This window comes from Neorhizobium sp. T6_25 (assembly GCF_002968555.1).
In the GTDB taxonomy this organism is placed as follows: Bacteria; Pseudomonadota; Alphaproteobacteria; order Rhizobiales; family Rhizobiaceae; genus Neorhizobium.
The window spans coordinates 135,831-161,530 of sequence record NZ_PVBL01000014.1 but is presented as its reverse complement, the minus strand read 5'-3'; the positions used below and the strand labels follow the sequence as shown (position 1 = coordinate 161,530).

The window sequence follows — 25,700 nt, the reverse complement described above, 5'->3', positions numbered from 1 at the left end:
CGCGGAACGAAGCGCCATCAACGCGCGACGCCTGCTGCTCTACCTGAGAGCGCCGGCTGCCGCCGTCAAACAACGTTTGAGTAATCGTCAGGCTCGCATCGGAGCCTTTGAAGTTTTCGTAATCGCGGGTCAGCGTGCCAGTACTGCTGTTAGACAGTCTGCGGCGGCTTACACCTGCCTGCAAATCTATCGAAGGAAGATAAAGACCCCGTGCCTGCCGCAACTCGAACTCGACCGCTTCACGGTTTTCTACCGCCTGCATGATTTGCGGGTTGGTTTTGAGAGTCCTTGCTACCGCCTCATCGAGCGTCATCGCGTTGGCAGGTGCGCTAAACACAACCCCCAAGGCTACAGTCGCCAACAGCGTCGCTAAAATTCTTGTGCTCTTAAACAATCGGAAGCCCCTCGCCGATTAAAATCCCATCTCGGCATTCATATACTGCGGCGATTTCGCGGGGAAGCTTTACGACTTTTAATTCAGAGATCCGAAATCCCATGACAATCGCGAGGCCCCGCGGGTGATTACCGAATTCTACAATCCATCTGATTGTTTCTATGGGGACATTTACGATTTAAGATATGAACTAGAAAACTTGCGGTTCGGCGACTCATGCTCAAGCGTATACATTTACCTCCTGTGTAGCCGCCGGGACACATGGAGAACTGCTTTCCCCGGGGCGAGGATACACGCGCTCCACGCCTGCCAACTGTATAAAACTAGAACAGTCGCTTGCCATCAACTTGTTCAGCAAGACATTACTTAAACAAGAAAAGGCGCTTGCGCGCCTTTTCTCTGGTTTCCGGCTTGCAACACTCTTCACTTTATACGTGCGAGATGTTGGCCGAGTGCTTGTCGTCGTCGAAGAGGATCTTGACGGCTTCCGTGTGGTTCTGAAGCACGGCGACATCCTTCCAGCTGTCGGTCGCGACCTGGACGCTGACGGTCGTGTCGTTGCCGGCAATCGTGGTGCGAACGTTCGCGGCAGCCTCTTCACCGGTTGCCTGATGACCAAGCAGGGTGTCGAGAAGTTTCGAAACATCGACCGCATCACCTTCGTTCGACTTGTAGTCGGTGATGATGTCGGCCATGTCCAGTTCGTGCAGGGCCGAAGGATCGAGCACGAACGTATCCGCGCCGGCACCGCCGGTCATCTGCGTCAGGCCCGGCATGGCGGCGAGGATATCGTCGCCGTCCGTTCCGACCAGCACGTGGTCGGGCGCATCGCTGAACAGGGTGTCGAACCCGACCTCCACGAAGGAGCCGGTCGAGCCGTCGGCATAGGTGAACGAACCTTCTGCAAACAGTGACTGACCGTCGATATAACCTTCCGCGCTCTCGGCATCGAGCGAGATGCCGGTGATGCCGTAGTCGTTCAGGCCCTTCAGCTCGCCCTCGTCGCTGACGCCGTTGCCGTTGGCATCCTGCCAGACCAGCAGCTTGTCGAAGCCGGTGTCGGAGGCATCGATCTTGCCGTCATGGTTGACGTCAAGCGTCGAAAGCGCCGCCACACCGCCGGCATGCGCGCCACCGGCAAAGTTCGGGGTGAAGATTTCCGAACCGTTGTCGATCTTGCCATTGCCGTCGACATCAAAGGCAAGGATGCCATCGGTCTTGGTCCAGGCCACCTGATCCTTGTGGCCATCAGCATCGATGTCGAACTTCACGCCGTCTTCGAGGGATGTGAAGGCGAAGCCGTTGCGGTCGAGATCGAGGATGATGGGGTCCTGACCCGAGACCCAGTTGCTGTTGCCGATATTATGATCGTTTGTACCATAATAGACATTCACGGAGGTCACACCGCCCGAGATCGCACCAACAAGTCGGTAAGCTTCAACATAACTGTCCCCGCCACCATTTTGGTCAACCTTGACGAGGAGGTCGTCGCCATCGACAACGATCCTAACGCGACCGCTGGTGCTCGGATTACCCGAGAGAAGCGACGTGATATCGATCCGCTCGTTATTGGTATAACCCATAATCCGATCGGTATTTACGCCGGACAATGCTTCACTTCCCCAACGATAGACGTCACTGCCGGTACCACCGGTTAGCGTGTCATTGCCGGCACCACCTACGATTAAATCTCCGCCGCCATTGCCGACGATCTTATCATTGCCCGAACCGCCACGCAGATCATCCGCGCCCGAGCCACCGGTGATGTTGAAGGCTTCCGTCTGAGCCGACAGGTTAATAGTAACGCTACTCCCTGCGCTGGCAGCCGACACAGATTCGACGCCGCTGAGCCTACTGTCGCTACCGGAGCCAATACTGTTCAGATCGTCGGAGGTCGTGGTCAGAGAAATCGTATCATTACCCCCGCCGAGATCGACTCGGCTACCGGTACCCGAAAGGATCCGATCCAGTTGGCTCCCGGTCAATGTCAAAGCATCATCACCGGAAGAACCGAGCAGGTTGCCCGTCTCGTTATTATAGATCGTGGTCGTACCATCATTGGCAATGTCCATCGCACCGCGAACCTGAACATTGATGGTGTCGGTTCCGTCACCCATGTCGATTTCGGACAGATCCCCCCATTGGGCCGCAGTTAGCGTCAGCGTCTGATCGTAGTTTTGGAAACCAAAAGGAGAGGCAAATTCCACGCTTTCCACGTTGCGGACAGTGCCGACAGTCAGATCTAGGCTCGTTCCATTCCCCATCGAGGCATAGATCTCATCCGAACCGCTGCCGCCATCGATAACTTCGCCTGCGACGAAGTCACCCGAATTGACGAAGAACCAGTCGTTGCCCCCATTGCCGATCAGAACATCACGACCAGCATTACCAGTAATGATCTCGTCGCCGCTATTGCCAATGATGATCTCACCGCCAGCACCACCGGTCAGATTTATGTTGCCCGTACCGGTATTCGATATTGTAACGGTAACCGCGTTACCCTGAGTGATCCCATCGTCGGCTCGGTATGTGAAACTTCCTCCGAGACCACCGGTGTTATCGTTAAAGCCGACCTGCCCGGCACTGCCGGTTCCTGGCGTATGGGACTGCACTCCGCCAAGAGCACCCCCTACATTGGCGACGTCGAGACTATTACCATCCGCATCGGTATCATTATTTAGCAGTGCCCATTCGGGAATATAAACCGTACCGTTGTTCCCGACATTGGTGAGGACAGTGTCGGCGCCGGTGGCGGGAGCGGCATTTACGACCTCAACGACGTCCGTCACGGTAATTGCGACGTCCTGTTCCGTTGCCGGGTTCACGCCGTCGCTGACATTGACAATGATGTTGTAGACGTTGTCGTCATTGGCATCCGCCGGTGCCTCGAAATCCGGCGCGTTCTTGAACGTGACCGCGCCGGTCGAGGAGACGTTGAACAAATCCGCATCTGCGCCGGTCACCGTATACGTGAGCGTGGTGCCTTCCGGATCGGTCGCGGCAATCTGATACACGACATTGCCAGTTGCTGTGTTCTCGGCTGCCGTCGCCATCGCAGCCGACGTGATCGTCGGAGCTTCGTTGACGTCTGTCACGGTAATGGCGACCGACTGCGTAGCCGCGGGGGCTACGCCATCGCTGGCATTGACGACGATATTGTAGACATTGTCGTGATTGGCATCCGCCGGTGCCTCAAAGTTCGGCGAGGCCTTGAAGGTTACCGCCCCGGTTGACGAGATGTCGAACAGCGCTGCGTCGTCTCCGCTCAACGTGTAGCTCGGCAAAGTCCCATCTACATCGCTCGCGACCGTCTGATAGATGACGTTGGAGATTGCGGCGTTCTCGGCTTCACCGCCGGTAGTGCCGGAAGTGATGACCGGCGCATCGTTGACCGGGGTAATGCTGACGCCGATCGAACCCGTCGACACCTTGGTATCCGTGTGGACCGCAAGGTCGGACAGGATGGCGCTGTCGAGGACGGTTGCCGAAACGCTGAGATTGAAGTTTCCGGCATAATTGGCCGGAGGCGTCATCGTCAGGCCGCCGGTGTTGACTCCGGCGGTATTGGTAATGACCCAGACACCGCCTTCCAGCGCGCCTTGGTTGAAAGTCGCACCCAGCGGGAAGCCCGACAGTTCGACCCGCGTCACCTTTTCCGAGCCGTCGGTATCACCGAGGGCGATGGAGAGGCTCAGAGCGGCCGTAGCGTCCTCGTTGCCCAGGCCGGAACCGGAAATCGTAGCGGTGTCGGCGATCGGACGGACGTCGATGGTAACCGTGCCCGTGCTGGTCAGGTTTCCATCGGAAACGCCGTATTGCAGGATCGCATATCCGCTCTCGTTGGGCAGCGGCTTGTAGTACAAGGTACCATTCTGTTCAAACGAGATGGATCCGCCCAGCTGGCCTCCAACGGTAATGCCGTTAGCGGTGAGGGGACCGCCTTCGACGTCGCTATCATTAGCGAAGAGCTTCAGCCCCGAGAGGGCGGTATCTTCGTTTGTGGAGAAGTAGTCATTGACGGCGATCGGCGCATCGTTGACCGGAGTGACGTTGATGTTGAAGTCACGGGTAGTCGTGGCGATACCGTCGGATACGGCGAGCTGAGCGTTCAGCTGCCCGTTGAAGTTCGCGGCCGGGGTGTAGGAAATCTCGGCCGGAATGGTCGCGCTGGTAAAAGTGGAAATCGTGACGCCGTTGACGACGACCGAATAGGTCAATCCCGCCTGCGGCGTGTCAACGTCCGCGACATGGTTGTCTATGAACTCCTTGATCACGTCATGGCTGACGCTCCAGGTCGTGCCCTCATCAATGGTGAAGGCCCCAATCACATCCACCACGGGTGCGTCATTGGTGCCGGTGATGTTGATCTTGAGCTCGGCCGAGGATTCCACCCCATGGGCATCAGCCATCGTGTAGGTGAAGATTTCGCTGACCTGGGTACCCTGACCGAGGCCCTGGGTGTCGGTGTCATTGTTGTCCAGGGCGTAGGCATAGCTGCCATCCGCATGGATGGTGAGCGTGCCGTAGACTCCGGCAACCGTGGCATTGTTGTTGTTGGACGGAACGTTGGCTGCCGAGTCGATGCCGAACTGGACCGAGGTGACGGTCTTGGTGTCGAAATTACCCGAGTCGGCGTCGGTATCATTGGTAAGGACATTGCCGGTTGCCGAAGGGATACCACCAATTCCGTTGGCGACGCCGCCGGCTTCGACGACAGAATTGCTGTCGGCAATCGCCAAGGGTGCGTCGTTGAGGAGTTGATCGGCCGTGACGATGCCGCCACCGCTTTCACCGGTGAAGACGAACTGCTCGACATTGGTCGTGGTGGCGACGACATGGCCGCCCAGGCTGATGGTGAAGGTACCGTTGCTCTCGGTCACGTTGTAGTCGGCCCATTTGCCGGCCAACTTTACGCTATCCGTGTCTCCGCCGATGCCGTCGATATCGTTGATGACCACCTTGGTACCGGCGAGACCGGTTAGGTCGATGGTGTCATTGCCCGTACCGCCGTTGATGACGATGGTCGAGGGTTCGATGGCAGTGCCGGAGATATCGCCGACATTGATCGTGCCGCCGCCTGCATGCAGGGTGATTTCGATGCCTTCGATTTCGTCGGCCCGCACAGTCGTGCCGCCAGTGCCGCTATAGGTGACCAGCACGTCGGGACGATCGTCCGCCGCCGCAACATTCTGCAGGTCCGCCAGGCTCGACTTGCCAATCGTGAAGGTGCGGCCCTCGGCATCGCCGGCGATCTTGAGGACGTCGTAGTCCGGGAAGATCGAGCCGGTTTCCGTGCCTCCGTCGATGACGTCGGCACCGTCGCCAACCTTATAGACGAAGGTGTCGTTGCCGGTGCCGCCGAAAATCTGGTCGTCGCCCTTGCCGCCGACCAGCGTATCGTCGCCGTCCTCACCGTAGAGCTTGTCGGCACCGCCGCCGCCTTCGATATGGTCGTTGCCGCCACCAGCGAAGATGGTGTCGGCACCGGCGTCGGCCGGATTCGGGTTACCATCGTCTTCGCCATAGAGCCAATCGCCACTCGATCCGCCATAGATCAGGTCGTCGCCACCCTCGCCCTTGGCCGTACCGCCGCCATTGCCGAGGATGAGAATGTCATTGCCAGCACCTGCAAGGAGGCCATCGCCGACATTGTCGTCGCCACCGATGAGAAGGTCGTCGCCTGCACCGCCGAGAAGAGTGTCGGAACCCGCACCACCCTTGAGAATGTTGTCGTTTCCGTCACCGGCCAGAATATCGTCGCCGATCCCGCCCGTCAGGTTTTCGATATCGACAAGCGTATCCGTTCCGACCGCATCATTGGCGCCGTTGCTATCGATTGCGCTGTGGGCCGGGATAGCGGCCGGCCAAGTTGCGGCGTCACCCAGGTTGGCGAGCACACCGGTCGTCAGCGACGAGTAGTCTGCGGTGTCGCCGCCGAAAGCCGAAGCGATAATCGCTGCAGCGTCACCCAATGCGGGGTTGGATGGCCGGTTGAAGCCAACCGCACTGTTGGTGCCGCCGTCGAGCAAGTCGTCGCCCTTGCCGCCGACCAGCGTGTCGTTGCCGTCTTCGCCATACAGCTTGTCGGCGCCAAGACCGCCCCAGATCTGGTCATTGCCGCTGCCGCCCTCAAGCGTGTCGTTACCGCCGAGACCGGAGATGAGGTCGTCGTCAGCTCCACCGAGAATATGGTCGGCCTGAGCGTTCGAACCCTGCAGGACGTCGTTGCCGGCACCACCTTCCATGTAAAGGGGATCGGTGCCGGAAGTGTAGGACTGCGGCAGCAGAATGATGTCGTTACCGTCGGTACCGATGAACCGTTCGATGCCCGAAATCGTGCCAGGATAGTTGGCGCGGTCGAACACGAAGCCTGCAGCGCCCGCTGCAGAAACGAACTCAACCGTATCTACACCCGCTCCACCGTTGAGGCTATCGCCTTCGCCGGAAAGATGATCCAGCGAAACGCTGATGGTCGAGCCATCACCCAAGGTTACTGTCCGGCTGCCCTGGCCGGTTGCGTCGTCGAGATCGGCGCTGAGGATGAACGTATCATCCCCATCGCCGCCGTTCAGCGTGTCGCCAGCCTTGCCGGACGTGATGACGTTGGCGCCGTCATTGCCCTCGACCGCATTGCTGAGGTCGTTGCCGACCACGTTGATCGGTGCCGCACCATCAAGCGTGATGTTCTGGACACCGTTTAACGTCAGGGTGATGCCCGTATCGTCGGTGCCGCCGACAACCGTCAGGTTCTCCTTGGTGATCGTCGCAGCTTCGCCAGTGACTGTACCGACGAGCTCGATGCGGTAGCCTGCAAGCGTTGACGCTGCGTCGTTCGCTGCCTGGATGGAGTCATATGTTCCGATCAGGTTCACCCCGTCGAAGACGCGAACCGGATCCGTCAGATCGAGCACGATACCGTTCGAGAACTTGATCAGTTCGATACCGTAGAGGTTGTCGGTATCGACGTTGACATTGCTGCCCGTGTATTCCGGTGCACCGTCGAGCGCTTCGACTCTCCAGATACCGACGCCCCCTTGAAGTACCGAAGTATCGAAGAAGACATGATATTTGTCCGCGGTAGCTCCATAATTTGCAACGTCGGCTTCGCCAGCGGTCGCATTCAGGTCCGCGCCCTGGTTGGTCGTTCCATTGCCGTAAAGGCTATCCGCATGCTTGCCACCCCAAAGAGCGTCGTTATCGGCTCCACCCTTGAGGATGTCGGCTCCGTCTCCGCCGGCGAGGGTATCGGCGCCCTGGCCCCCGTCGAGGAAATCATTGCCAGCACCGCCGACGATCGTGTCGTTGCCCAGGCCACCTTCGATAGTCGTGCGGCCAGCACCGTCGTCGGTTACGTAGTCCGACCTCATGACGATGACATCGTCGCCATCCGTGCCGACAATACGCTCGACGCCCTCGATGTTGGTCTGATAGCCGTCGAGGACAAAGCCCTCGCTACCGGCCTTCAGATAAACCGTATCGCCGAGGTCAAAACCACCGTTGATGGAGTCGAGCGTACCGGCCTTGCCAGAAATATCGACGCCGACGGTTGTGAGACCGACCACGGGAACAGAGTGAAGGGTACCCGCAGCGTAGGTCAGATCGGCAGTCATTTCGATGGTGTCGCTACCGGCGCCGCTATGGATCGTATCGGCACCGAGGCCGCCCCATATGACGTCGTCGCCATTGCCACCAGTCAAGGTGTCATTGCCACCGAGGCCGGAAATCAGGTCGTTGCCGTCGCCGCCGTTGATGATATCGGCGGAATTCGAACCACCGAGGATGTCGTTGCCGTCGCCACCTTCGATGGTGATCGGTCCGCCGTCCGCAGTGGAGCCCGCAGCCAGAAGAATGACGTCGTTACCATCGGTACCAACAATCTTTTCGACGCCGGAGAGATAACCCGAAGCCGTGCTGTAGTCGGCTACGAAGCCCGATTTGCCATCCCGCTCCAGGATGATCGTGTCGTTTCCTGCGCCACCGACAACCTTGTCGGCAGTGCCGGCAAGACCAGCGATATTGACCGCAAGGAGACTGCCGTCACCCAGCTGAATGTTACGAGTACCGGAGCCGGTCACGTCCGCGCCGAGAACGAAGGTGTCGTTACCTTCGCCGCCGTCAAGATTATCGGCTCCGAGACCGCCATCCAGGTAGTCGTCGCCACCATTGCCGGAGAGCTTGTTGGCTTCGTCGCCGCCGATGAGGATATCGTCGGCAGAGCCGCCGATCGCATCGTTGATGCCGGTAACGTTGTCGATGCCGATAATCTTATCAGCTACGAGAGCACCGTCGGTGGCCCGGTCACCGGCAACACTCTGTCCGAGAACCGTATGGGCGGCATCGTCGAGATTGACGAAAACGCTGGAAGTCAGGTTCGAGTAATTGATGGAGTCGATCGTCCCGGCAGCATCGACGCGGACCACGAAGGTCTGCTCGGCGGTCGTGTCGTGGTCCGAATCCGTCGCATGATAGGTGAAGGCAAGATCGATATAATCTGCCGTGCCCACCGGCGCGGGATGATCCAGCGGCTGCAGAAGGTTGAATGTGTAGCTGCCCGAAGCGAGATCCGACAGCAAAACGTTGAAGACTACATGCTCGGCGTCAGTCGCGCTTGCCGGAGCGATTGCGCCGATAAAGCCCACCAGATAGGCGCCGATGAACGCAAACTGTACCTGCGCGCCATTCGAAGTCAGATTGGGCAGGGCACCCGCAGGACCCGAGATGGTGACGTTGTTGGCAGCAATCGGCTTGGCGAAGTTGATCGACCGATCATTGTTTCCGGCGTTCGGATTAGCGTCGTCGCTACCCCACGAAATGGAGAGCGGTACACCGCTGAGCGCCAGGGTGCCGTCTTCGAACACCGTCTGCATGGCAGGAGCAGCGCCGACCGTCGGGATAGTATCCGTGACATCGATCTTGAACGGCTGGTCGACAAAGTCGCCGTCGCCGTCATAGACGCGGGCGACGAGATTGAGAGTGAGATTGTCGCTGCCGGCCGGATGATCGAGGTTCTGGTAGAGGGTCGTGGCGAAGCTGCCGGGATGCAGGACGGCAACGATAAAGACCGGGTTATCAACGGTCTCGCCATGCTTGAATGCCACCAGTTCCTGATCGACACCATTTGTGGTCCGGATGACATAATCGAGCGCAACACCGTCGGAAGTGAGGTTGGCATTGATGATCGGCGCGCCGTGGACATCCGTGCCGATGGCGACATGGGTGTTCTTGTTGTCGGCACCAAGCTTGATGTTGAGGCTGTCGAAATCGAACGAAACCGTGGGCAGTCCGGCTTCAGAAAGGCTACCCGAACCGGCAGGCCCCGCAATGACCGGGCTATCGTCGATGACATTGACCTGGAAGCTGTTCTTGACGACGTCGCCATCGCTGTCGCGGGCGGTTACCGTGAAGTTGAAGGTGAGCACATCTTCGTTGTTGGCGCCGCTGGCTTTGACCGGATGGTCGAGGACACCATCGAGGTCGAAGTCGTAGCGGCCCGACCCCGTGTCGGAGAGCGTTACCGTGAACACGGCAGCACCGTTGGCGGAGCCCGCATGGGCCACCAAAACCGTGCCGTTGCCGGACAGCGTGTAGACCAGGTGCTGGCCGCCGGACGTCAGGCTGTCGAGGCCGATGGTCGTGTTGCCGCTTTTGACCGTCAGGAAGGCTGCAGCGTCGGCCGCGCTGACCACTGTTGCCGCGACGCTTGCGCTCGCTGCAAACACGATCGAGCGGTCGCCCATCACCTGCGTGCCGGTAAAGCCGCCATTGGCAACCGTGTTGGAGTCGTCTCCGCCCCAGGAGATGTTCAGAGATGCACCGATCTTGTCGGTGATCGGGCCGCCGTTGAGCACGGCGCCAGTGAGTTCGACGCCGAGCGGGCTGACGTCTTCATTGCCGCCCGAAAGCGCTTCTTCTTCGACGTAACGAGCACCTACGCCGCCGGCCGTCGGCACGTCGTCGATCACGTTGACGATGAATGTTGCCGGACCGGTCGTGTCGCCGTCCGAGTCGGTCGCCGTGAACTGGAAGTTCAGCGCGATCTGGTCTTCGCCCGAAGCCGGATGGTCGAGCGTGTCGATCAGCGTGAACGAGTAGGAACCGCTGCCATTGTCGGACAGGGTCACCGTGAACACGGTCGAGCCGGCTTCGGTGCCGGCATGCGCCGTCAGAACCGTGCCGTCGGCCGACAGCGTATAGACCAGTTCAAGACCGCGGGAGGTCAGGTTCTGGGCGTCGAGATTGGCAAGCGCGGCCGGACCGAAGGCAACCGAGCGGTTGCCGGCGCCGGACGTGATCGCCTCGTTGTCGGCATTGTCCGAACCCCACGAGATAGCAAGCGTCCCACCGGTCGTCTGCGTCGTGCGGTCTAGCAAGCCGAACAGAGCGTCCGCATCGCCCGTGCCGCTCGTGTCTTCGTTGCCGGCGCCGAGCACGACGCCCTGCTCTTCCTCGACAATACCGCCCGCAAACGGCGTGACGATCTTGGCAGTATCGTCAACGACATTGACCGTGAACGTGCTGGACGACGTGTCGCCGTCCGAGTCGGTAGCCGTGTAGTTGAACTTCAGCGACAGGCTGTTCTCGCTGTTGGCCGGCGAGTTGTCGTGATCGAGCGGCTTGACCAGCGTGAAGTTGTATTCGCCGTTGTTGATGTCGGAGACCGTGGCGAAGAACACCACATTGCCTGCACCCGTCGTCGTCGGAGCCGTGTTGCCGGTATAGCCGACCAGCGTGCCGTTCGCCAGGATCGCCGTGTGCACCGCGACGCCGAGCGAGGTCAGCGAATTGCCTGCCTCGCCGACAACCGTCACATTCGCATTGCTGAATGCAACCGCCCGGTCGCCCGGCTGACCGTTGCCGTCATTGGCATTGTCGGCGCCCCACTGGATGGTTAGCGAGACATGTTCGGCCTTGGCCGAGTACCCGTCTTCCGTCTCGTTGTTGCCGGAGTTGACGCTTTCGTCCTCCACCGTCGAGGCCGCGCCCGGATTGGCAATCGGGCTATCATCGATGACATTGACCTGGAAGCTGTTCCTGACGATGTCGCCGTCGCTGTCGCGGGCGGTGGCGGTGAAGTTGAAGGTGAGCACGTCTTCGTTGTTGGCGCCGCTGGCCTTGACCGGGTGATCGAGCACACCGTCGAGGTCGAAGCTGTAGCTGCCCTTGCCGGCATCGCTCAGCGTCACCGTGAACACGGCCGCACCGTTGGCGGTGCCCGCATGGGCCGTCAGAACCGTGCCGTTGGCAGACAGCGTGTAGACAAGAGCCTGGCCGCCGGAGGTCAGGCTGGCGAGGTCGAGCGTCGTGTTGCCGCTCTTGACCGTCATGAAGGCTGCAGCGTCAGCCGCAGCGACCACCGTCGCAGCAGCACCGGAGGCCGCAAACACCACCGAGCGGTCGCCCATCACCTGCGTGCCGGTAAAGCCGCCATTGGCAACCGTGTTGGAGTCGTCTCCGCCCCAGGAGATGTTCAGAGATGCACCGATCTTGTCGGTGATCGGGCCGCCGTTGAGCACGGCGCCAGTGAGTTCGACGCCGAGCGGGCTGACGTCTTCATTGCCGCCCGAAAGCGCTTCTTCTTCGACGTAACGAGCACCTACGCCGCCGGCCGTCGGCACGTCGTCGATCACGTTGACGATGAATGTTGCCGGACCGGTCGTGTCGCCGTCCGAGTCGGTCGCCGTGAACTGGAAGTTCAGCGCGATCTGGTCTTCGCCCGAAGCCGGATGGTCGAGCGTGTCGATCAGCGTGAACGAGTAGGAACCGCTGCCATTGTCGGACAGGGTCACCGTGAACACGGTCGAGCCGGCTTCGGTGCCGGCATGCGCCGTCAGAACCGTGCCGTCGGCCGACAGCGTATAGACCAGTTCAAGACCGCGGGAGGTCAGGTTCTGGGCGTCGAGATTGGCAAGCGCGGCCGGACCGAAGGCAACCGAGCGGTTGCCGGCGCCGGACGTGATCGCCTCGTTGTCGGCATTGTCCGAACCCCACGAGATAGCAAGCGTCCCACCGGTCGTCTGCGTCGTGCGGTCTCGCAAGCCGAACAGAGCGTCCGCATCGCCCGTGCCGCTCGTGTCTTCGTTGCCGGCGCCGATCACGACACCCTGCTCTTCTTCCACGATACCGCCCGCAAACGGCGTACCGATCTTGGCCGTATCGTCATCGAGATCGATCGTCAGCGTGCCGGTGGCGACGTCGTTGTCGCCATCCTTTACGTCGTAAGACACTGTGACGGAGATATTGTCTTCAAAACCAGGATTGGTACCCGCATGATTGACGGTAGCCAGCTGCTCGACATGGTAGGCGCCGGTCGAAGCGCTGTCGATGACCAGCTTGAACACGGGTACGTACGTCCCATTCTGGTTCTGAGTGATCGTCAACTGCGACCCATCTTCCGATCGGACGAACCAGAAACCGTAGGGCAGCGTGAGCCCGCTGCCCGACCACGAGATCGAGCCTGCGACATCAGCCCCGAAGCTGTGGCCAAGGATTCCGGAGGTGGCAGTTGGCGTGTCGTCACCTACACCATCGGCATTACCGCCTAGCGTATCGTCATCAAGCTTCAGGATGTCATTGTCGACGACAATCGGAATATCGTCATCGACATTGATGGTCAGCGTGCCGGGCGTTGCAGCCGCATCGCCGTCCTTGTCGGTGGCCTGGTAGGAGACCGTGAACTGTACGTTGTCTTCCGTCCCCGGGATCGTTCCCTGCGGATGGTTGATCGGTGCCAGCTGGGTGACCTTGTAGGCACCCGTCGCCGTGTCGGTAATGGTGATCGAGACGACCGCGCGGTCGCCCTGGAAGATGGTCATCACCGTGCCGCCTTCGGACGGCGCCGCGCTGAAGCCCGCAGGCAACGTCAGGCCGTTGGAAAGCCACAGGACCGAACCGGCGCCATCGGCACCGTAGGCATGCGCAAGAACGCCCGTGGCATTGACGGAATCGGCGTCGTCGCCGTTGCCGCCGGCAATGCCGCCGGTCAGCGCATCGTCGTCGAGCTGAACCAGCGCGTTCTCACCGACGACCGGAATATCGTCGTCGACCGTGACGAAGAAGCTGCCGGTCTGCGAATCGCCATCGGCGTCCGTTGCCGTATAATTGAAAGTCAGCGGAAGAGCATCGCTCCCGGAAGCATGATCAAGCGGCCCCTTCAGCTCGAATGTCGCGGTGCCGTGTTCGGAGGTCGGATCCAGGGTGACGGTGAAGACCGCCGGGCCTTCCACATTGCCCTTATATGCTGTGATGGTGACCGTGCCATCGGCCGAAACCGTCGGCGTGCCATAGACGATGCCAACGCCACCCGACGTCAGGTTCTGCGGCAGGCCATCGCTATTGAAGGCAATCGAGCGACCGAAAGAATCGCCTTCCGACTCGCCCTTGACATTGGCGTCGGCACCCCAGGAAATGCCAAGAGCTGCCGAACTGACGAGGCTCTCGTGCGATTCTCCGTCGTCATTGCCGTTCGAAAGATCATCCTCGTTCACCGAAGCGAGCGTCACCGGACCGCTGATCGACGGGCCGTCATCACCGATCTCGATCGAGAACGAGCCGGTATCGGAATCGCCATCCTTGTCCGTGACCGTGAACCTAAAGTTCAGTCGCAGGGCGTCATCGGCACCGATCTCACCGAGATCCGGATGGTCGAGAGGCTGCGACTGCGTGTAGGTGAAGGCGCCGGTGGTCGGGTTGGTGACCGTCAGCGTGAAAACGGTGACCGTGGTCTCGCCGACGGTGATCGTGCCGGTGACCGTCAGGCCGTCAGCCGAGGTCGACACCGTAACGGCCTGACCGCCGGACGTGAGCGGCGCAGCAACACCGCTGCCGGTCCCTTCCGCCATGTCAAAAGTGCTCTGGTAATTCACCGAGGAGACAATGCCGAAATCGTCACCGCCGTCGAAACCGAGCGTGCCCGTGATCGTCTCGTTGCCGATAACGTCATCGGCAAGAACCGCTTCGGAGAAGATGAACGGCGAACCCATGTCGAAGGCGTCCGGCTGATCGTCCGCCGCCGTCCGGTCGTCAAGCCCTCCGCCATCGCCAAATTCCGTATCGCCGAGCAGCGAAGCGAGCTGAATGGGGTCGTTCTGGCTCGCCTGGATCGAGTCGTCGAATTCAGCACCGGAACTGTCCGGGCGTCCGCTGGCGCTAAAGGATCCGTCCGGGCCGGCTGCGACGTTGATGCCGCTGTCTTCCAGGGCGGCGAAGAGCACCTGCTGGGGTACCTCCACCTCGCCGATCAGCATCGTCGGGATCTTGGTCGCACCGTTGACGATGACGATCTCGGTTCCGTCCGCCTGCACCAGGATCAGGTTTGCGCCGTCGACCCGGATATCGTCGATCGATACGCTCGTTGCCAGGTGAACGATGTTGTTGACGTCCGGGGTCACTTCCGCAGCCGGGGCCGCTGGAGCAGCGGCCGGCACGTTCGGATCGGTCGGGACGCGGCCCGTCGTCGGGGTGCGGCCATCACCGGCCTGCGCCACCTGGATCTCATGCTCGATCGGAGACGGCGTAGAAGAGGCTGCGATCTCTTCCTGGATTTCCGACGAGAAATTCTCAGTCAGATTTTCTTCCGAGATGTTCGACAGGCGCGGATCTTCAACGGACATTGTGTAACCCCCAACAAAACTATGTCGCTATCAATCCCGCCTCTGAACATAACGCAATAGTTCCTTAACCTTCCCGACATAGCGGGTTATGTATCGAATTAAGAATTTTCATAGAAGGTTAACTACGCTCGCCGAAGTAATATTAAAGCCACACGCGTTCGTCCAACCGGGTCGGCAGGACGGCAGCCCCCGATTCTAGATGGCGATTCACCGGCATGTGCGTTTTGGCGTTCAGCAAGCGTGGCCGTTACTTGATACGGCATATCTGTTCAGCAGCCGGGCATCATCAAGCACTTCGATTTGGCAGATCGCGTGGCGCCTCGCAGGTGAGGTCGGCGCGCTTTCCCGGCTAATCGGAAGCTTCGCCTCGACATCAACGATGACAGCACTGTGCGGATCAATCCGATAGCTGCTGGCGTAGCGAAAAAGGGGTGGCCTTTTAGCTCTGCGGTCACTCGGGCGGACGTCGATATGAACTTCGGCTTCAACGCTCTGGCCGCGTCATCGAGCCTGCCGATATATTCCTGGAACGAACGCCGGAGGTCGGCCGATCGTCTCCCGGTCGATCATCTTCGGCGAGTGCTTCTGTTCGCCGCCAACTTGATCAGGCTCGCATCGATAGCGAAGCCTTCAGCACAATCTTAACAGATTGTCGTTGCGGCGGCATTTGCAGTAACAGACCGAGGAGGCGGAACGTTGACAATCGGTTGCCCGGTGGGATCGGCCCAATGAAAATCCCGACCCCAAACGGCGATGGGCCGTAGTCAGACCGAAACAGAAATGGCTGACCGAGGCCCGCCATTCCCATGTCGAAAGTTCCATCCGCGTTACTTGGCGTTCGGGTCCTTGATCTTCGGAAAGGTCGCAAATTCGACGTTGTAGAGTTCGCCGTTCACTTCCTTGACTTCGCGCATGTAGATGTCCTGGACGATATCGCGGGTGGCCGGATCGATGGTAATCGGGCCACGCGGGCTGACCCAGGAGGCACCTTTCATGGCTTCGATGAGCTTGGTGCCGTCGGTATCGCCATTGGTCTTCTTCAGCGCCATATAGGCGAGCGTCATGGCGTCGTAGCCGCCGACGCCCATGAAGTTCGGGCGCATGTTGTTGGCAGCCTTCTTCACCTGGGCGACGAAAGCCTTGTTTTCCGGGCTGTCGTGCAGGGCCGAGTAGAAATGGCCGGTGATGACGCCCTTGGCGACCGGGCCCATGCCGTTCAGCAGGTCGTCGTCGGTGACGTCGCCGGTGGCAATCAGCTTGATGCCGGCGTCGGCCAGGCCGCGGTCGACATACTGCTTCATGAACTGCGCACCGATACCGGCCGGCACGAAGGCGAAGACGGCGTCGGGCTTGGCGTCACGGACGCGCTGCAGGAAGGGGGCGAAATCCGGGTTCGCCAAAGGCACGCGGATCGCCTCGACGATCGTGCCACCATCTTTCTTGAACTGGTTGGTGAAACCCTGCTCGATATCGATCCCCGGACCGTAGTCGGAAACCAGCGTCACCACCTTTTTCAGGTTGTTCTGCACCGCCCAGGTGGCCACCGGCACGGCGGACTGCGGGCCGCCCATCGAGGTGCGGACGTAATACTGCGACTGCGGCATGATCGCCGAGGTCGTTGCCGAGGTGATGATCGCCGGGATCTTCGCCTGGTTGAGAACCGGCGCGACCGACATGGCAAGCGGCGTCAAGCCGAAGCCCATCAGCATCTTGGCGCCGTCATTGACGACGAGCTCCTGGGCGATGCGGCGGGTCTGGTCGGCGACACCGCCGTCGTCGCGCAGCACGACTTCGATCTTCTTGCCGGCGACGGTATCGCCGTTCAGCGCCATATAGGCCTTGACCCCCGCCTCGACCTGGCGGCCGGTGGACGCGAACGGACCGGTCATCGGCAGGATAAGGCCGATCTTGACCGTTTCCTGCGCGGATGCCGGAATGGCAACGAGGCCGCCCATGGCAAGACCGGCCGCAGCCATCAATGTTCTTCTGGTAATCATTTTCTTTCCTCCTCTAAGACGAACTGTTCTCAAAGCTCCTGGTGACAGACCGCGTCCTCCTTGCGGCGTCCGGCCCATCACAGCCTGTCCGATATATCGGGGACATCGCGATCAACAGTCAACGGGCGCGATAGTTTGGCGACCGACTATTTTCCGTGTTCGCTAGCCGGCTGAACGTGGCCAGACTTTCCCGAGAACCGGGCCTGGATTTCGCAGACCCGTGTATACATACCCGCCTCTCACGTCGCGTTTTGCCAAAAATCGCTCCCGCAAACGACGAACTTCGGGCCAGGCATCCAAACCGCAAGAAAAACCGGGATAAAAAGGCATGCTCTGCGCTGCCAACAAAACCCCCGGCCTGCCGCTCCCCCTCCACGCCGTTATACCAGCAATAAGTCTGTATACATTGCCTGTCAATATTAGCCTTTGGGCCGAGAGCGTTATTTACCCGAACGCGGGCCGCTCGACCGGCTATCGTCTCTTCTCTTCGATCAGCTGTTCCAGGGCCTTTACCGCCAGCGGATAACCTGTAGCCCCGAGGCCGGCCATCACCGTCGTCGCGGTCATGGAGACATAGGATTTGTGATAGATTTGTTCACGGCGATGGACGTTGCTGATGTGAAATTCGATGATCGGCCCGGTAAACATCTTCAACGCGTCGAGGAGCGCCAGGGACGTGAAGGTGAAGGCGGCGGGGTTGATGATGATCCCCGCACCCTCGTCGATGGCCTCATGCACCCAGTCGATCAGCTTTTCCTCGCTGTTGGTCTGGCGGAATTCGACCGGGCGTTCGCCCGCCACCTCCCGGCACCACGCCTCCACTTCGCCAAGCGTCGTGGTGCCGTAGATTTCCGGCTCGCGTTTTCCGAGCCGGTTGAGGTTCGGACCGTTGAGAATATAGATCGGTTTCATCGGTTCACCCCTGATAACCCATTAGGCGCGGAAGCCAGAGGACGACATCCGGCACGAAAGTGATGATGACCAGGCTGACCACCATCCAGAAAATGAAGGGTGCCGCGTCCCTGATGATGTCCTTGACCGGCACCCCGGAAATGTTGGTCATGATGAAGAGCAGCAGCCCGTAAGGCGGCGTGACAAGCCCGAGCATGATGTTGACGACCACCACGACCCCGAAATGCACCATGTCGATGCCGAGCGCCTGGGCGGTCGGAATGAAGACGGGCACGATGATCAGGAGGATCGCCGTACCTTCGAGCACGCATCCGAGCAGAAGCAGCAGGATGTTGACGAGGATGAGAAAGCCGGTGGGCGTCAGGTCCCAGCTGGTCAACAGTACCCGCAGCGTGTCCGGGATATTTTCGATCGTCACGACATAGTTGAAGACCAGGGAACCGGCGATCAACATGCCGATCGACGCCGTCGACTTGGCGCTGAGCAACAGCGAATCGTAGAAGGCTGCGAAGCTGATGCTCCGGTAGATGACCAGCGAGATGACCAGCGCATAGGCGGCGGCGAGCGCGGCGGCTTCGGTCGGGGTGGTAATACCGGAATAGATGCAGCCGAGCAGCACGACCGGCATCATCAAAGCCGGGAAGGCCCGCCAGGTGATGCGGGGAATGTCCCGCAGCGGCACCGGATCTTCGACGGGGAAATTTTTGCGCCGCGCGGTGATCGCCACCTGCATCATCTGCAGGCCGGCCATCAGCAGGCCAGGCACCATCCCTGCGAGGAAGAGGTAGCCGATCGAGGCATCCGACACGAGCGCATAGATGACCATCGGGATCGAGGGCGGAATGATCGGGCCGATAACGGAGGTGACGGCCGTCAGCGCCGCGGCATAGCTTGGCGTATAGCGCCCGTCCCGCGTCATCATGTTCTGCAACATCCGGCCGCTGCCGGCGGCATCGGCGATCGCCGACCCGGACATGCCGGCGAAGATGATGCTCTGCACCACGTTGACCTGCGCCAGTCCGCCACGGAAGCGGCCGACCAGCACGTTGCAGAACGCCAGCAGCCGTTCGGTCATCGACCCGATATTCATGAACTCCGCGGCCAGCACGAAGAGCGGCACCGAAAGGATGAGGTAGTTCGAATACATGCCGTTCAGGAACTGCTCGGCCACCGTGCCCATGTCCGCCCCGGCGAGGAGCAGGTAGAGGATCGAGCCGCACATCATCGAAAGGCCGATCGGCAGGCCAAGGAAGGCGAGCGCCGTGATGACGACGAGCGCGATCGAAAAGGGGCTTGCAAGGTTCATACGCCCGAGCCCGCCTTGGTGGGATCAAAGGCTTCGGGCGCCTTGCCGCGGACCGCGAGCACGCCGAGCCAGATGTAACGCACGATCATCGCGACGGCGAAGACGATGTAGATGGAATAGAGGTAATCGAAGCGGATCTTCAAATAGGCGGTGCTTTCCACCTTCATGAAGGTCACGTAGTCGATCACCGCCGGCAGGGATATGCCGAACAGGACGACGAGCGCGATGGCGCAGATGATCTGCATCACCCGCCGCGCCCTGTCGCCGGCGCCAGCCCAGAAGAAGTCGAAGCGGATCTCCTCCACTTCCCGCACCACGAAGGCTGCGCCAAACAGCACGATCCAGATCCACAACACGACGCTGATCTCGTTGGTCCAGCCGACCGACAGGTTCAGGATGTAGCGGAAGACGATCTGCAGAACGAAGGCGACAAACATCCCGAGCAGCATCAGTGCCAGGAGATTTTCGGCGCGGCGCCGCAGCCAGCCGCCGGCAGCGATAAGTTTCGAATTCATTCACCCCCTCCCCCGGAGGTTCGGCCACCAGGCCGGGCGTTGACCGCTCCGGCCTGCCGCCGCATTTGTGAGGAGCCCACCCATGGGCGGGCTATTTTCAGATTGCCGCAACCTTTTCGAGGATGCCTTTCGGCCAGGACTTGGCAAGGTCGGAGGCCAGGTATTTCTCCTGGGCAAATTTGCGGAAGGCAGCGATGTCCGGCTCGTAAATAGTGAGGCCGGCTTTCTTGAATTCGTCGACCAGCGTCTTCTCCTGTGCAATGTGCTGGTCCTCGCTCCACTTCATCGCCTTGTCGGCGGCCGCCTGGAAGGACTTCTGCTGGTCGGCGCTCATGCCCTTCCAGATCTTGCTGGAAATGGTGAGCAGATCGTAGCCGATGAGATGCGAGGTCATGACGATCTGCGACATGACTTCATAGAACTTCATGTTCTTGACGTTCGGCAGCGGATTGTCCTGGCCGTCGATCGCGCCGGTCTGCAGACCGGTATAGACTTCGGCATAAGCCATCGGCGTCGGGTTGGCTCCGATCGCGGCGCCCAGGAACTGCCATGCATCGCCACCCGGCATGCGCAGCTTGATGCCCGCCATGTCCGCAGGCGTGGTAATCTTCTTGTTCGGCTTCAAACCGATCTGCCGGGCGCCGAAATAGGTCGGGCCGAGAATATGGACGCCGAGTTTTTCGTCGGCCATCTTCTTGAATTCCGCACCGGCCTCGCTCTGGAAGAACTTGGTCACATGCTGCGCGTCGCGGAACAGATAGGCTGAGGTGAGCACCGACCATTCCGGGATCTGATTGGAAATATCCTGAGGGGCGATATTGCCCATCTGCAGATTGCCGCGCTGGATGGCGACGAGCTCGGTGCCCTGCTTGAAGAGGTTGCCGCCGTAATAAGGCTCCAGCTTGTACGAGCCGGCGATCGCCTCGGCGAACATCTTGGTCATCTGGGCGCGAATATCCTGTTCGGAAAATACCGCGGAAAATTTCAGGACCGGCTTGTCCTGTGCCAGCGCCGGCACGGACAGGGCGGCGGTTGCCAATGTGGCGCCGAGAAAGTGTCGGCGGGTCAGATAAAATGTCATGGGCTGGTTCCTCCTCCTCACGGCGCGCCGCTTACCTGCGACGAAGCCTCCCTCGTGCAGGCCATTCCTCCCGAGAACGCCGCACCTTTGTATTGTACGAAATAGTTCGTATAAGTCAATTCCGTGTTTGCCTGACTTTCGGGCCTTGCAGGCAAGAACCGCAAATCATCCTATTAACTTGATTCTACCCTGTATTTCTTTCTTCATCAGCCATATACGATCAGCTCCAAGGGGGAAACATGCTGAAATCAGGAAAAGAGGCAGCCGAGACGATCGGCGAGACCGTGTTTCGGCGGATACGCCAGGATATCATTTCCGGCGCACTGCCCCCGGGTTCCAAGATCAGGCTGGAGCAGACCAAGGAGCGTTACTCCGTCAGCGTCTCGACGCTCAGAGAAATATTGAGCCGGCTCACCACAGAGAACCTTGTTATTGCCGAAGGGCAGCGTGGGTTCGAGGTCAGCCCGGCGTCCCGGCAGGAACTCCTGGAACTGGCGGATCTTCGCATCCTGCTTGAAAGCCATGCGATCGGCCTCTCCTTTGCAACGGGAGATCTCGACTGGGAAGCGCGGATCGTCGCGGCGCATCACAAGCTTTCGGCGATCGAGCGGCAGCTTCTCGAAGGCGACGCCTCACGCACCGTCGACTGGGTACGCTACGATTGGGAATTTCATCAGGCTCTCGTCTCCGCCTGCAATTCCGAGACGCTGATGGCGACGCTCTCATCCGTCTTCGACCGCTTCCTGCGCTACCATCTGCTGGCCGAAAGTTTTCGTGGCAAGCCGGTGGTGGACGACCACCGGCGGCTTTTCGAGCTCGCCATCAAACGGGATGTCGGCGGCGCTCAGGATATACTGACGCGGCACGTCCGCAACGGCACCGAACATGTCCTGAAAAGCGGCCGTATCCGCTGATATGGTCGCCAATTGACAACAGGTCTTGCCGAGACGGTCCAGCAGCCCTTGGGTCCCCGTCCGGCCGAAGCCCTGTCGGATCAGGTGGCAAAACTGTTGGAGAGGCGGTCCAGATCTTCCGAGATCGCAGCTGCGGCCGACTGCAGGATCGGAGCGTAGCGTTCGCAAGCTTCCCGTTCCGAGCCGAAGGCCGACTTGAAGTAGGTGAGCCCTATGCTCGCCAGGACCCGACCGCCCTGGCCGATGATGGGAACGCCGATGGTGTTGGAGTTCTTTGGCTCCACGAGAGACGATCGGGTGGCATAGCCGTCACGATGGACCTTGCTGACCACCCGCTTCAGTTCGGCCGGATGATGACTGAGCGCGTTCTCCGGATCGTCCGACCTCTTCAGCACGTCGATGATCAGGTCAAATTCATCCTTGTCGAGGAAGGCAAGGTAAGCCAGGCCCAGTCCGCGCGTCAGCAGGCAGAGACGCTTGTTGACCGTACTGTGAAACGGCGAAATAAAGCTGTCCGGCACAGTGCTGAAGCGCACCACCATTCCGTCGTAGTCCGGCAGGGCTATCGCTATCGGCCATTTGTGTTTGCGGGTCATTGCGATGGCCCAGGCCCGCCCCGCTTCCACGACCAGCGGTCCCTTGTGAAAGCCGGAGCTCAAGGACGTCACCAGCGCGCTGACCTGATAGCCTCCCTGTCGGGTATCATTTTCCACATATCCGGCTTCCTCGAGCGTGCGCAGGATACGAACGAGAGTAGGTTTCGGAAGCTTTGTCCGAGCATGCAGTTGGGCGATTGTATTGATTGGGTGAAGGTTCAGCTCTTGCAGAACATTCATCGCGCGTTCGATTGCTCGAATGCCCATGGATCCTCCTCCCGTAGAATCTAGATGCCTGTTTCGACCAGCGAAATGCCGGGGATGATAGGTTGTCGCGATCTGGAGTCAAGCTTTAGGGAGGTTCAGGATGTAAGCAGGAGATTGCCATGGCTTCGGCAGACGATGTGAACCGCAATAGACAGGAAGTCCGAAGGCTTATCGCCGGTGTCGACGATGAACTGGCCAGCAGGTTGCTGCGTGGCGCAGTCGATCTTCACGTTCACTCCGGTCCCTCGACGATGCCCCGGAAACTCGACCACATGGAGGCCGCCGAAGAGGCAGCGGCGGCGGGTATGCGCGGGCTTCTGTTCAAGGATCATCACTACTCGGTCGCGCCGGTGATCCCGATGATGGAGCGGCTGTTCGGAGACCGTGGTCTGTCGATGTTCAGCGGCCTGGTGCTCAACAATTCGACCGGGGGATTGAACCCGTTCGTCGTCGACGCCCAGCTGAAAATGGGCGCAAAGCTGATCTGGATGCCAACTGCACAGGCAGCCAACCACATCCGCAGCGCCCATCGCAAGACGCGGCTTGCGTCGAATGTCCAGCTGAGACATTCGCCGGCGCTGACGCCTGTCGATGCCTATGGGAATATTCTGGACGAGGTAAAGCAGATCCTCGACATGATTGCGGAGTTCGATGCCATTCTGTCCTCGGGACATCTGCATGTCTGGGAAATCTGGAAGCTCTTCGATGAAGCGCGGGCCCGCGGCGTCAAGCGCCTGCTCGTCAATCATCCGATGTACGGGCTCCATTTCACCCCCGACGACGTTCGCGAACTGGCGCAACTGGGCGCCCTCATCGAACAGTCCGCCGGCCTGTATGTCGATTCCCGCTTCAACACCTATACGCCGGAGGAATTCAAGGAACACATCCTGGCTGCAGGCGTCGAACATTCCTCGATCGGCTCGGATCTCGGGCAGGTCGACAACCCCACGCCGGTGGAAGGCATGCGCCAGGCGATCAAGCTCTGCCTGGCATTGGGTTTCAGCGAAACGGAGGTGCGGACCATGGTTGCAGACAATCCGGCCAAGCTGGTCGGATTGCCGACGTGACCGCTCCATTGCGCTGACCCAGCCCCATGCAAGTCATCGAGATCGAACGTCCGGGCGGGCCTGAAGTTCTTCGGATCGTTGAGCGCCCGCGGCCGCGGCCGCAGGCCGGAGAAGTGCTGATCCGTGTCGTCGCAGCCGGGGTCAATCGGCCGGATGTCCAGCAGCGGCGCGGTCTCTATCCGCCGCCGCCGGGCGCCTGCGAAATTCCCGGTCTTGACGTTGCCGGGGTGATCGACGACGTCGGTGAAGGCGTAGACGGGCTACGGGCGGGAGACCTGGTCTGCGCGCTCGTCAACGGCGGCGGTTATGCGGAGTTCTGCGTGGCGCCGGCCGTGCAATGCCTGCCGATCCCGAAAGGCCTGAACTTCATCGAGGCTGCTTCACTTCCGGAAGTCTTCTTCACGGCCTGGAACAATCTGATCTGGCTGGCGCGACTGGAATATGGGGAGACCCTGCTGATCCAGGGCGGCACCAGCGGGGTTGGAATGGCCGGCATCCAGATTGCCACGCAGCTTCGAGGCGCAACCGTTTTTGCGACCGCCGGCACCGCCGAGAAGCGAGTGGTCTGCAAGGCCGTTGGCGCGCAGGCCGCGGTCGACTATCGCGATGCCTGGGATGAACACATCCGCGACCTGACCGGCGGCCAAGGGGTCGATGTCATCCTGGACGGGCAAGCCGGAACCGAAACGCAGCGGCAGCTGGACCTCTTGAAGGATGACGGCCGGCTCGTCTTCATCGCCAGCCACCAAGGCAGCATGGCGCAGGTGAATATCCGCACGCTGGTTCGCCGGCGGCTGACGATCACCGGATCGACGCTGAGACCAAGGCCACCTTCCTACAAGGGACGGCTTGCGAAAGACCTGATCGACCACGTCTGGCCGTTGCTTGAGGATGGCCGCATTGTCACCCGCATTCATCAGGTCGTCCCGTTCGGGCAAGTGCGGGAGGCTCATCGCATCCTGGACGAAAACCGCCAGATCGGCAAAGTTGTCCTTGCCGTCGATCCGGCGCTTGCCCACACCGTCCCGTAGCCGCCGCCGACACCTGAGACCTGGAGCCGACGGCGAGCCGATAGGCGTCAGGCCTGCGGCATCGGGTAGTCGTCCGCGTTGAGGACCCAGCCCGGCTTTTGCGAAAAATCCATCCGCGGCGGCGCAAAGATGTCCACCAGTTGATTGACGCTAGGGGATTCAGCGGTTGTCGTGTGGATCGCGGGCGGCGGGATGACGCAGATGGACGGCGATTCGCAGTAGAGGTGTTCGTCCTCCCGCCAGATGTTCATGTTCGTAGTCCAGGGCCAGCGCAGATGGTGGGTAAAGGAACCGCTTAACGCCAGCGAGCACTGCTCGAAATCGTCATGATGGTGGGGGGACACCTTGTCCCGCTCGCGCGGGCCGATGCGCGGCGACAGATAGTTGATCATGAAGGTCGTGCAACGGTAGATGCGGCCGAACCGGGACGGATCGTCCGCAACGTCCAGCGTATACCACTTCAACTTCAGCCCGCCGGGCGGCTCGGGCCAAGCTTCGAATGGGGGGACATTGGGATGCGCGCCGAGGAAGGCGTCCGCGTTCGAAGCGGCGCGAGCCAAGTCCTCCGACCTCGGTGTAAAAAGGCGAACGACGCTGCCGCCCGTGGATACGCGGATGGAGCTGTCGCCTGGCGGCACGAAAGCGACGGAATAGCCAGGAACGACGGTGGTCCCCTCTGCGGTGGTGATTTCCACCGAAGTCTCCTTGTCGGGAATGATCAAGGCATATTCATCGGGCTGCGACCGGCGTGAGAAGATGCCACCTTGTTTGGCGTTGCTGTATGCGACGACGAAGTTCTGTCCACGGCTGATCCACGTGTCACCGTTGGCGTCGGCGATCTGGGGCGCGGTTTCGTAGAACAGGGCAAGCTGCGAGCCGAAATAGCTGTTGTGCACCTTCGTGCCGCCTGGTTTTGCAGCGTCGGACAGATTGGATCGTGGGTCACTCTGAACGTACATTGGCATCTCCGCTTTTGTGCCAGAAATCGCTGGCCGTGATCGAATTCGTCTG

At 60.3% G+C, this 25,700-nt stretch carries 12 protein-coding genes; 3 read left to right on the top strand and 9 right to left on the bottom strand.

Annotated elements, in window-relative coordinates:
• The 7 genes from C5L10_RS19475 to dctP all read right to left on the bottom strand — a co-directional run.
• Positions 1 to 394 (bottom strand): TolC family protein (locus tag C5L10_RS19475; protein WP_172717084.1); only part of this gene is annotated, 394 nt, incomplete at its 3' end.
• Between the two features lie 428 nt (positions 395 to 822).
• Positions 823 to 15,003, bottom strand: coding sequence for an S-layer family protein (locus C5L10_RS19470; RefSeq protein WP_105431043.1), 14,181 nt, complete (start codon positions 15,001 to 15,003; stop codon positions 823 to 825).
• An 827-nt stretch (positions 15,004 to 15,830) separates the two neighbouring features.
• A complete protein-coding gene (locus tag C5L10_RS19465) occupies positions 15,831 to 17,000 on the bottom strand; it encodes an ABC transporter substrate-binding protein (protein WP_105431042.1) in 1,170 nt (389 codons plus the stop codon).
• A gap of 471 nt (positions 17,001 to 17,471) precedes the next feature.
• Positions 17,472 to 17,912, bottom strand: coding sequence for a type II 3-dehydroquinate dehydratase (locus C5L10_RS19460; protein ID WP_105431041.1), 441 nt, complete (start codon positions 17,910 to 17,912; stop codon positions 17,472 to 17,474).
• Between the two features lie 4 nt (positions 17,913 to 17,916).
• The gene (locus C5L10_RS19455; protein WP_105431040.1) at positions 17,917 to 19,218 is read right to left on the bottom strand and encodes a TRAP transporter large permease; all 1,302 of its coding nucleotides are present in this window, start codon (positions 19,216 to 19,218) and stop codon (positions 17,917 to 17,919) included.
• Positions 19,215 to 19,733 carry a TRAP transporter small permease gene (locus C5L10_RS19450; RefSeq protein ID WP_105431039.1) on the bottom strand — a complete coding sequence of 173 codons (519 nt, stop codon included), beginning with the start codon at positions 19,731 to 19,733 and terminating at the stop codon, positions 19,215 to 19,217. Before C5L10_RS19450 ends, C5L10_RS19455 begins: the two co-directional genes overlap by 4 nt.
• A gap of 97 nt (positions 19,734 to 19,830) precedes the next feature.
• Positions 19,831 to 20,814 carry a TRAP transporter substrate-binding protein DctP gene (gene dctP / locus C5L10_RS19445; RefSeq protein ID WP_105431038.1) on the bottom strand — a complete coding sequence of 328 codons (984 nt, stop codon included), beginning with the start codon at positions 20,812 to 20,814 and terminating at the stop codon, positions 19,831 to 19,833.
• 239 nt (positions 20,815 to 21,053) lie between these two features.
• On the opposite strand from dctP, the gene C5L10_RS19440 reads away from it, so the two are divergent.
• Positions 21,054 to 21,728 (top strand): GntR family transcriptional regulator, encoded by a 675-nt coding sequence (locus tag C5L10_RS19440; protein ID WP_105431037.1) that lies wholly within the window; start codon positions 21,054 to 21,056, stop codon positions 21,726 to 21,728.
• A gap of 80 nt (positions 21,729 to 21,808) precedes the next feature.
• On the opposite strand, the gene C5L10_RS19435 is transcribed toward C5L10_RS19440, so the two are convergent.
• Positions 21,809 to 22,591: a helix-turn-helix domain-containing protein gene (locus C5L10_RS19435; RefSeq protein WP_105431036.1), complete on the bottom strand. Its 783-nt coding sequence runs from the start codon at positions 22,589 to 22,591 to the stop codon at positions 21,809 to 21,811.
• A 119-nt stretch (positions 22,592 to 22,710) separates the two neighbouring features.
• Between C5L10_RS19435 and C5L10_RS19430 the strand changes: the two genes are divergently transcribed.
• Both C5L10_RS19430 and C5L10_RS19425 read left to right on the top strand, forming a co-directional pair.
• Positions 22,711 to 23,658, top strand: coding sequence for a DUF6282 family protein (locus C5L10_RS19430; RefSeq protein ID WP_105431035.1), 948 nt, complete (start codon positions 22,711 to 22,713; stop codon positions 23,656 to 23,658).
• Between the two features lie 26 nt (positions 23,659 to 23,684).
• Positions 23,685 to 24,689, top strand: coding sequence for an NAD(P)H-quinone oxidoreductase (locus C5L10_RS19425; RefSeq protein WP_105431034.1), 1,005 nt, complete (start codon positions 23,685 to 23,687; stop codon positions 24,687 to 24,689).
• Between the two features lie 47 nt (positions 24,690 to 24,736).
• Here the strand turns inward: C5L10_RS19425 and C5L10_RS19420 are convergent, their stop codons facing one another.
• Positions 24,737 to 25,648, bottom strand: coding sequence for a hypothetical protein (locus C5L10_RS19420; RefSeq protein ID WP_105431033.1), 912 nt, complete (start codon positions 25,646 to 25,648; stop codon positions 24,737 to 24,739).
• Positions 25,649 to 25,700: the final 52 nt, after the last annotated feature.

What these genes read in the sequence shown, in the direction of transcription:
- C5L10_RS19465 (WP_105431042.1), bottom strand. Translation starts at nt 17,000, where the DNA reads ATGATTACCAGAAGAACATTGATGGCTGCGGCCGGTCTTGCCATGGGC.
- C5L10_RS19430 (WP_105431035.1), top strand. Translation starts at nt 22,711, where the DNA reads ATGGCTTCGGCAGACGATGTGAACCGCAATAGACAGGAAGTCCGAAGG.
- C5L10_RS19460 (WP_105431041.1), bottom strand. Translation starts at nt 17,912, where the DNA reads ATGAAACCGATCTATATTCTCAACGGTCCGAACCTCAACCGGCTCGGA.
- C5L10_RS19450 (WP_105431039.1), bottom strand. Translation starts at nt 19,733, where the DNA reads ATGAATTCGAAACTTATCGCTGCCGGCGGCTGGCTGCGGCGCCGCGCC.
- C5L10_RS19470 (WP_105431043.1), bottom strand. Translation starts at nt 15,003, where the DNA reads ATGTCCGTTGAAGATCCGCGCCTGTCGAACATCTCGGAAGAAAATCTG.
- C5L10_RS19420 (WP_105431033.1), bottom strand. Translation starts at nt 25,648, where the DNA reads ATGTACGTTCAGAGTGACCCACGATCCAATCTGTCCGACGCTGCAAAA.
- C5L10_RS19435 (WP_105431036.1), bottom strand. Translation starts at nt 22,591, where the DNA reads ATGGGCATTCGAGCAATCGAACGCGCGATGAATGTTCTGCAAGAGCTG.
- C5L10_RS19455 (WP_105431040.1), bottom strand. Translation starts at nt 19,218, where the DNA reads ATGAACCTTGCAAGCCCCTTTTCGATCGCGCTCGTCGTCATCACGGCG.
- C5L10_RS19425 (WP_105431034.1), top strand. Translation starts at nt 23,685, where the DNA reads ATGCAAGTCATCGAGATCGAACGTCCGGGCGGGCCTGAAGTTCTTCGG.
- C5L10_RS19440 (WP_105431037.1), top strand. Translation starts at nt 21,054, where the DNA reads ATGCTGAAATCAGGAAAAGAGGCAGCCGAGACGATCGGCGAGACCGTG.
- dctP (WP_105431038.1), bottom strand. Translation starts at nt 20,814, where the DNA reads ATGACATTTTATCTGACCCGCCGACACTTTCTCGGCGCCACATTGGCA.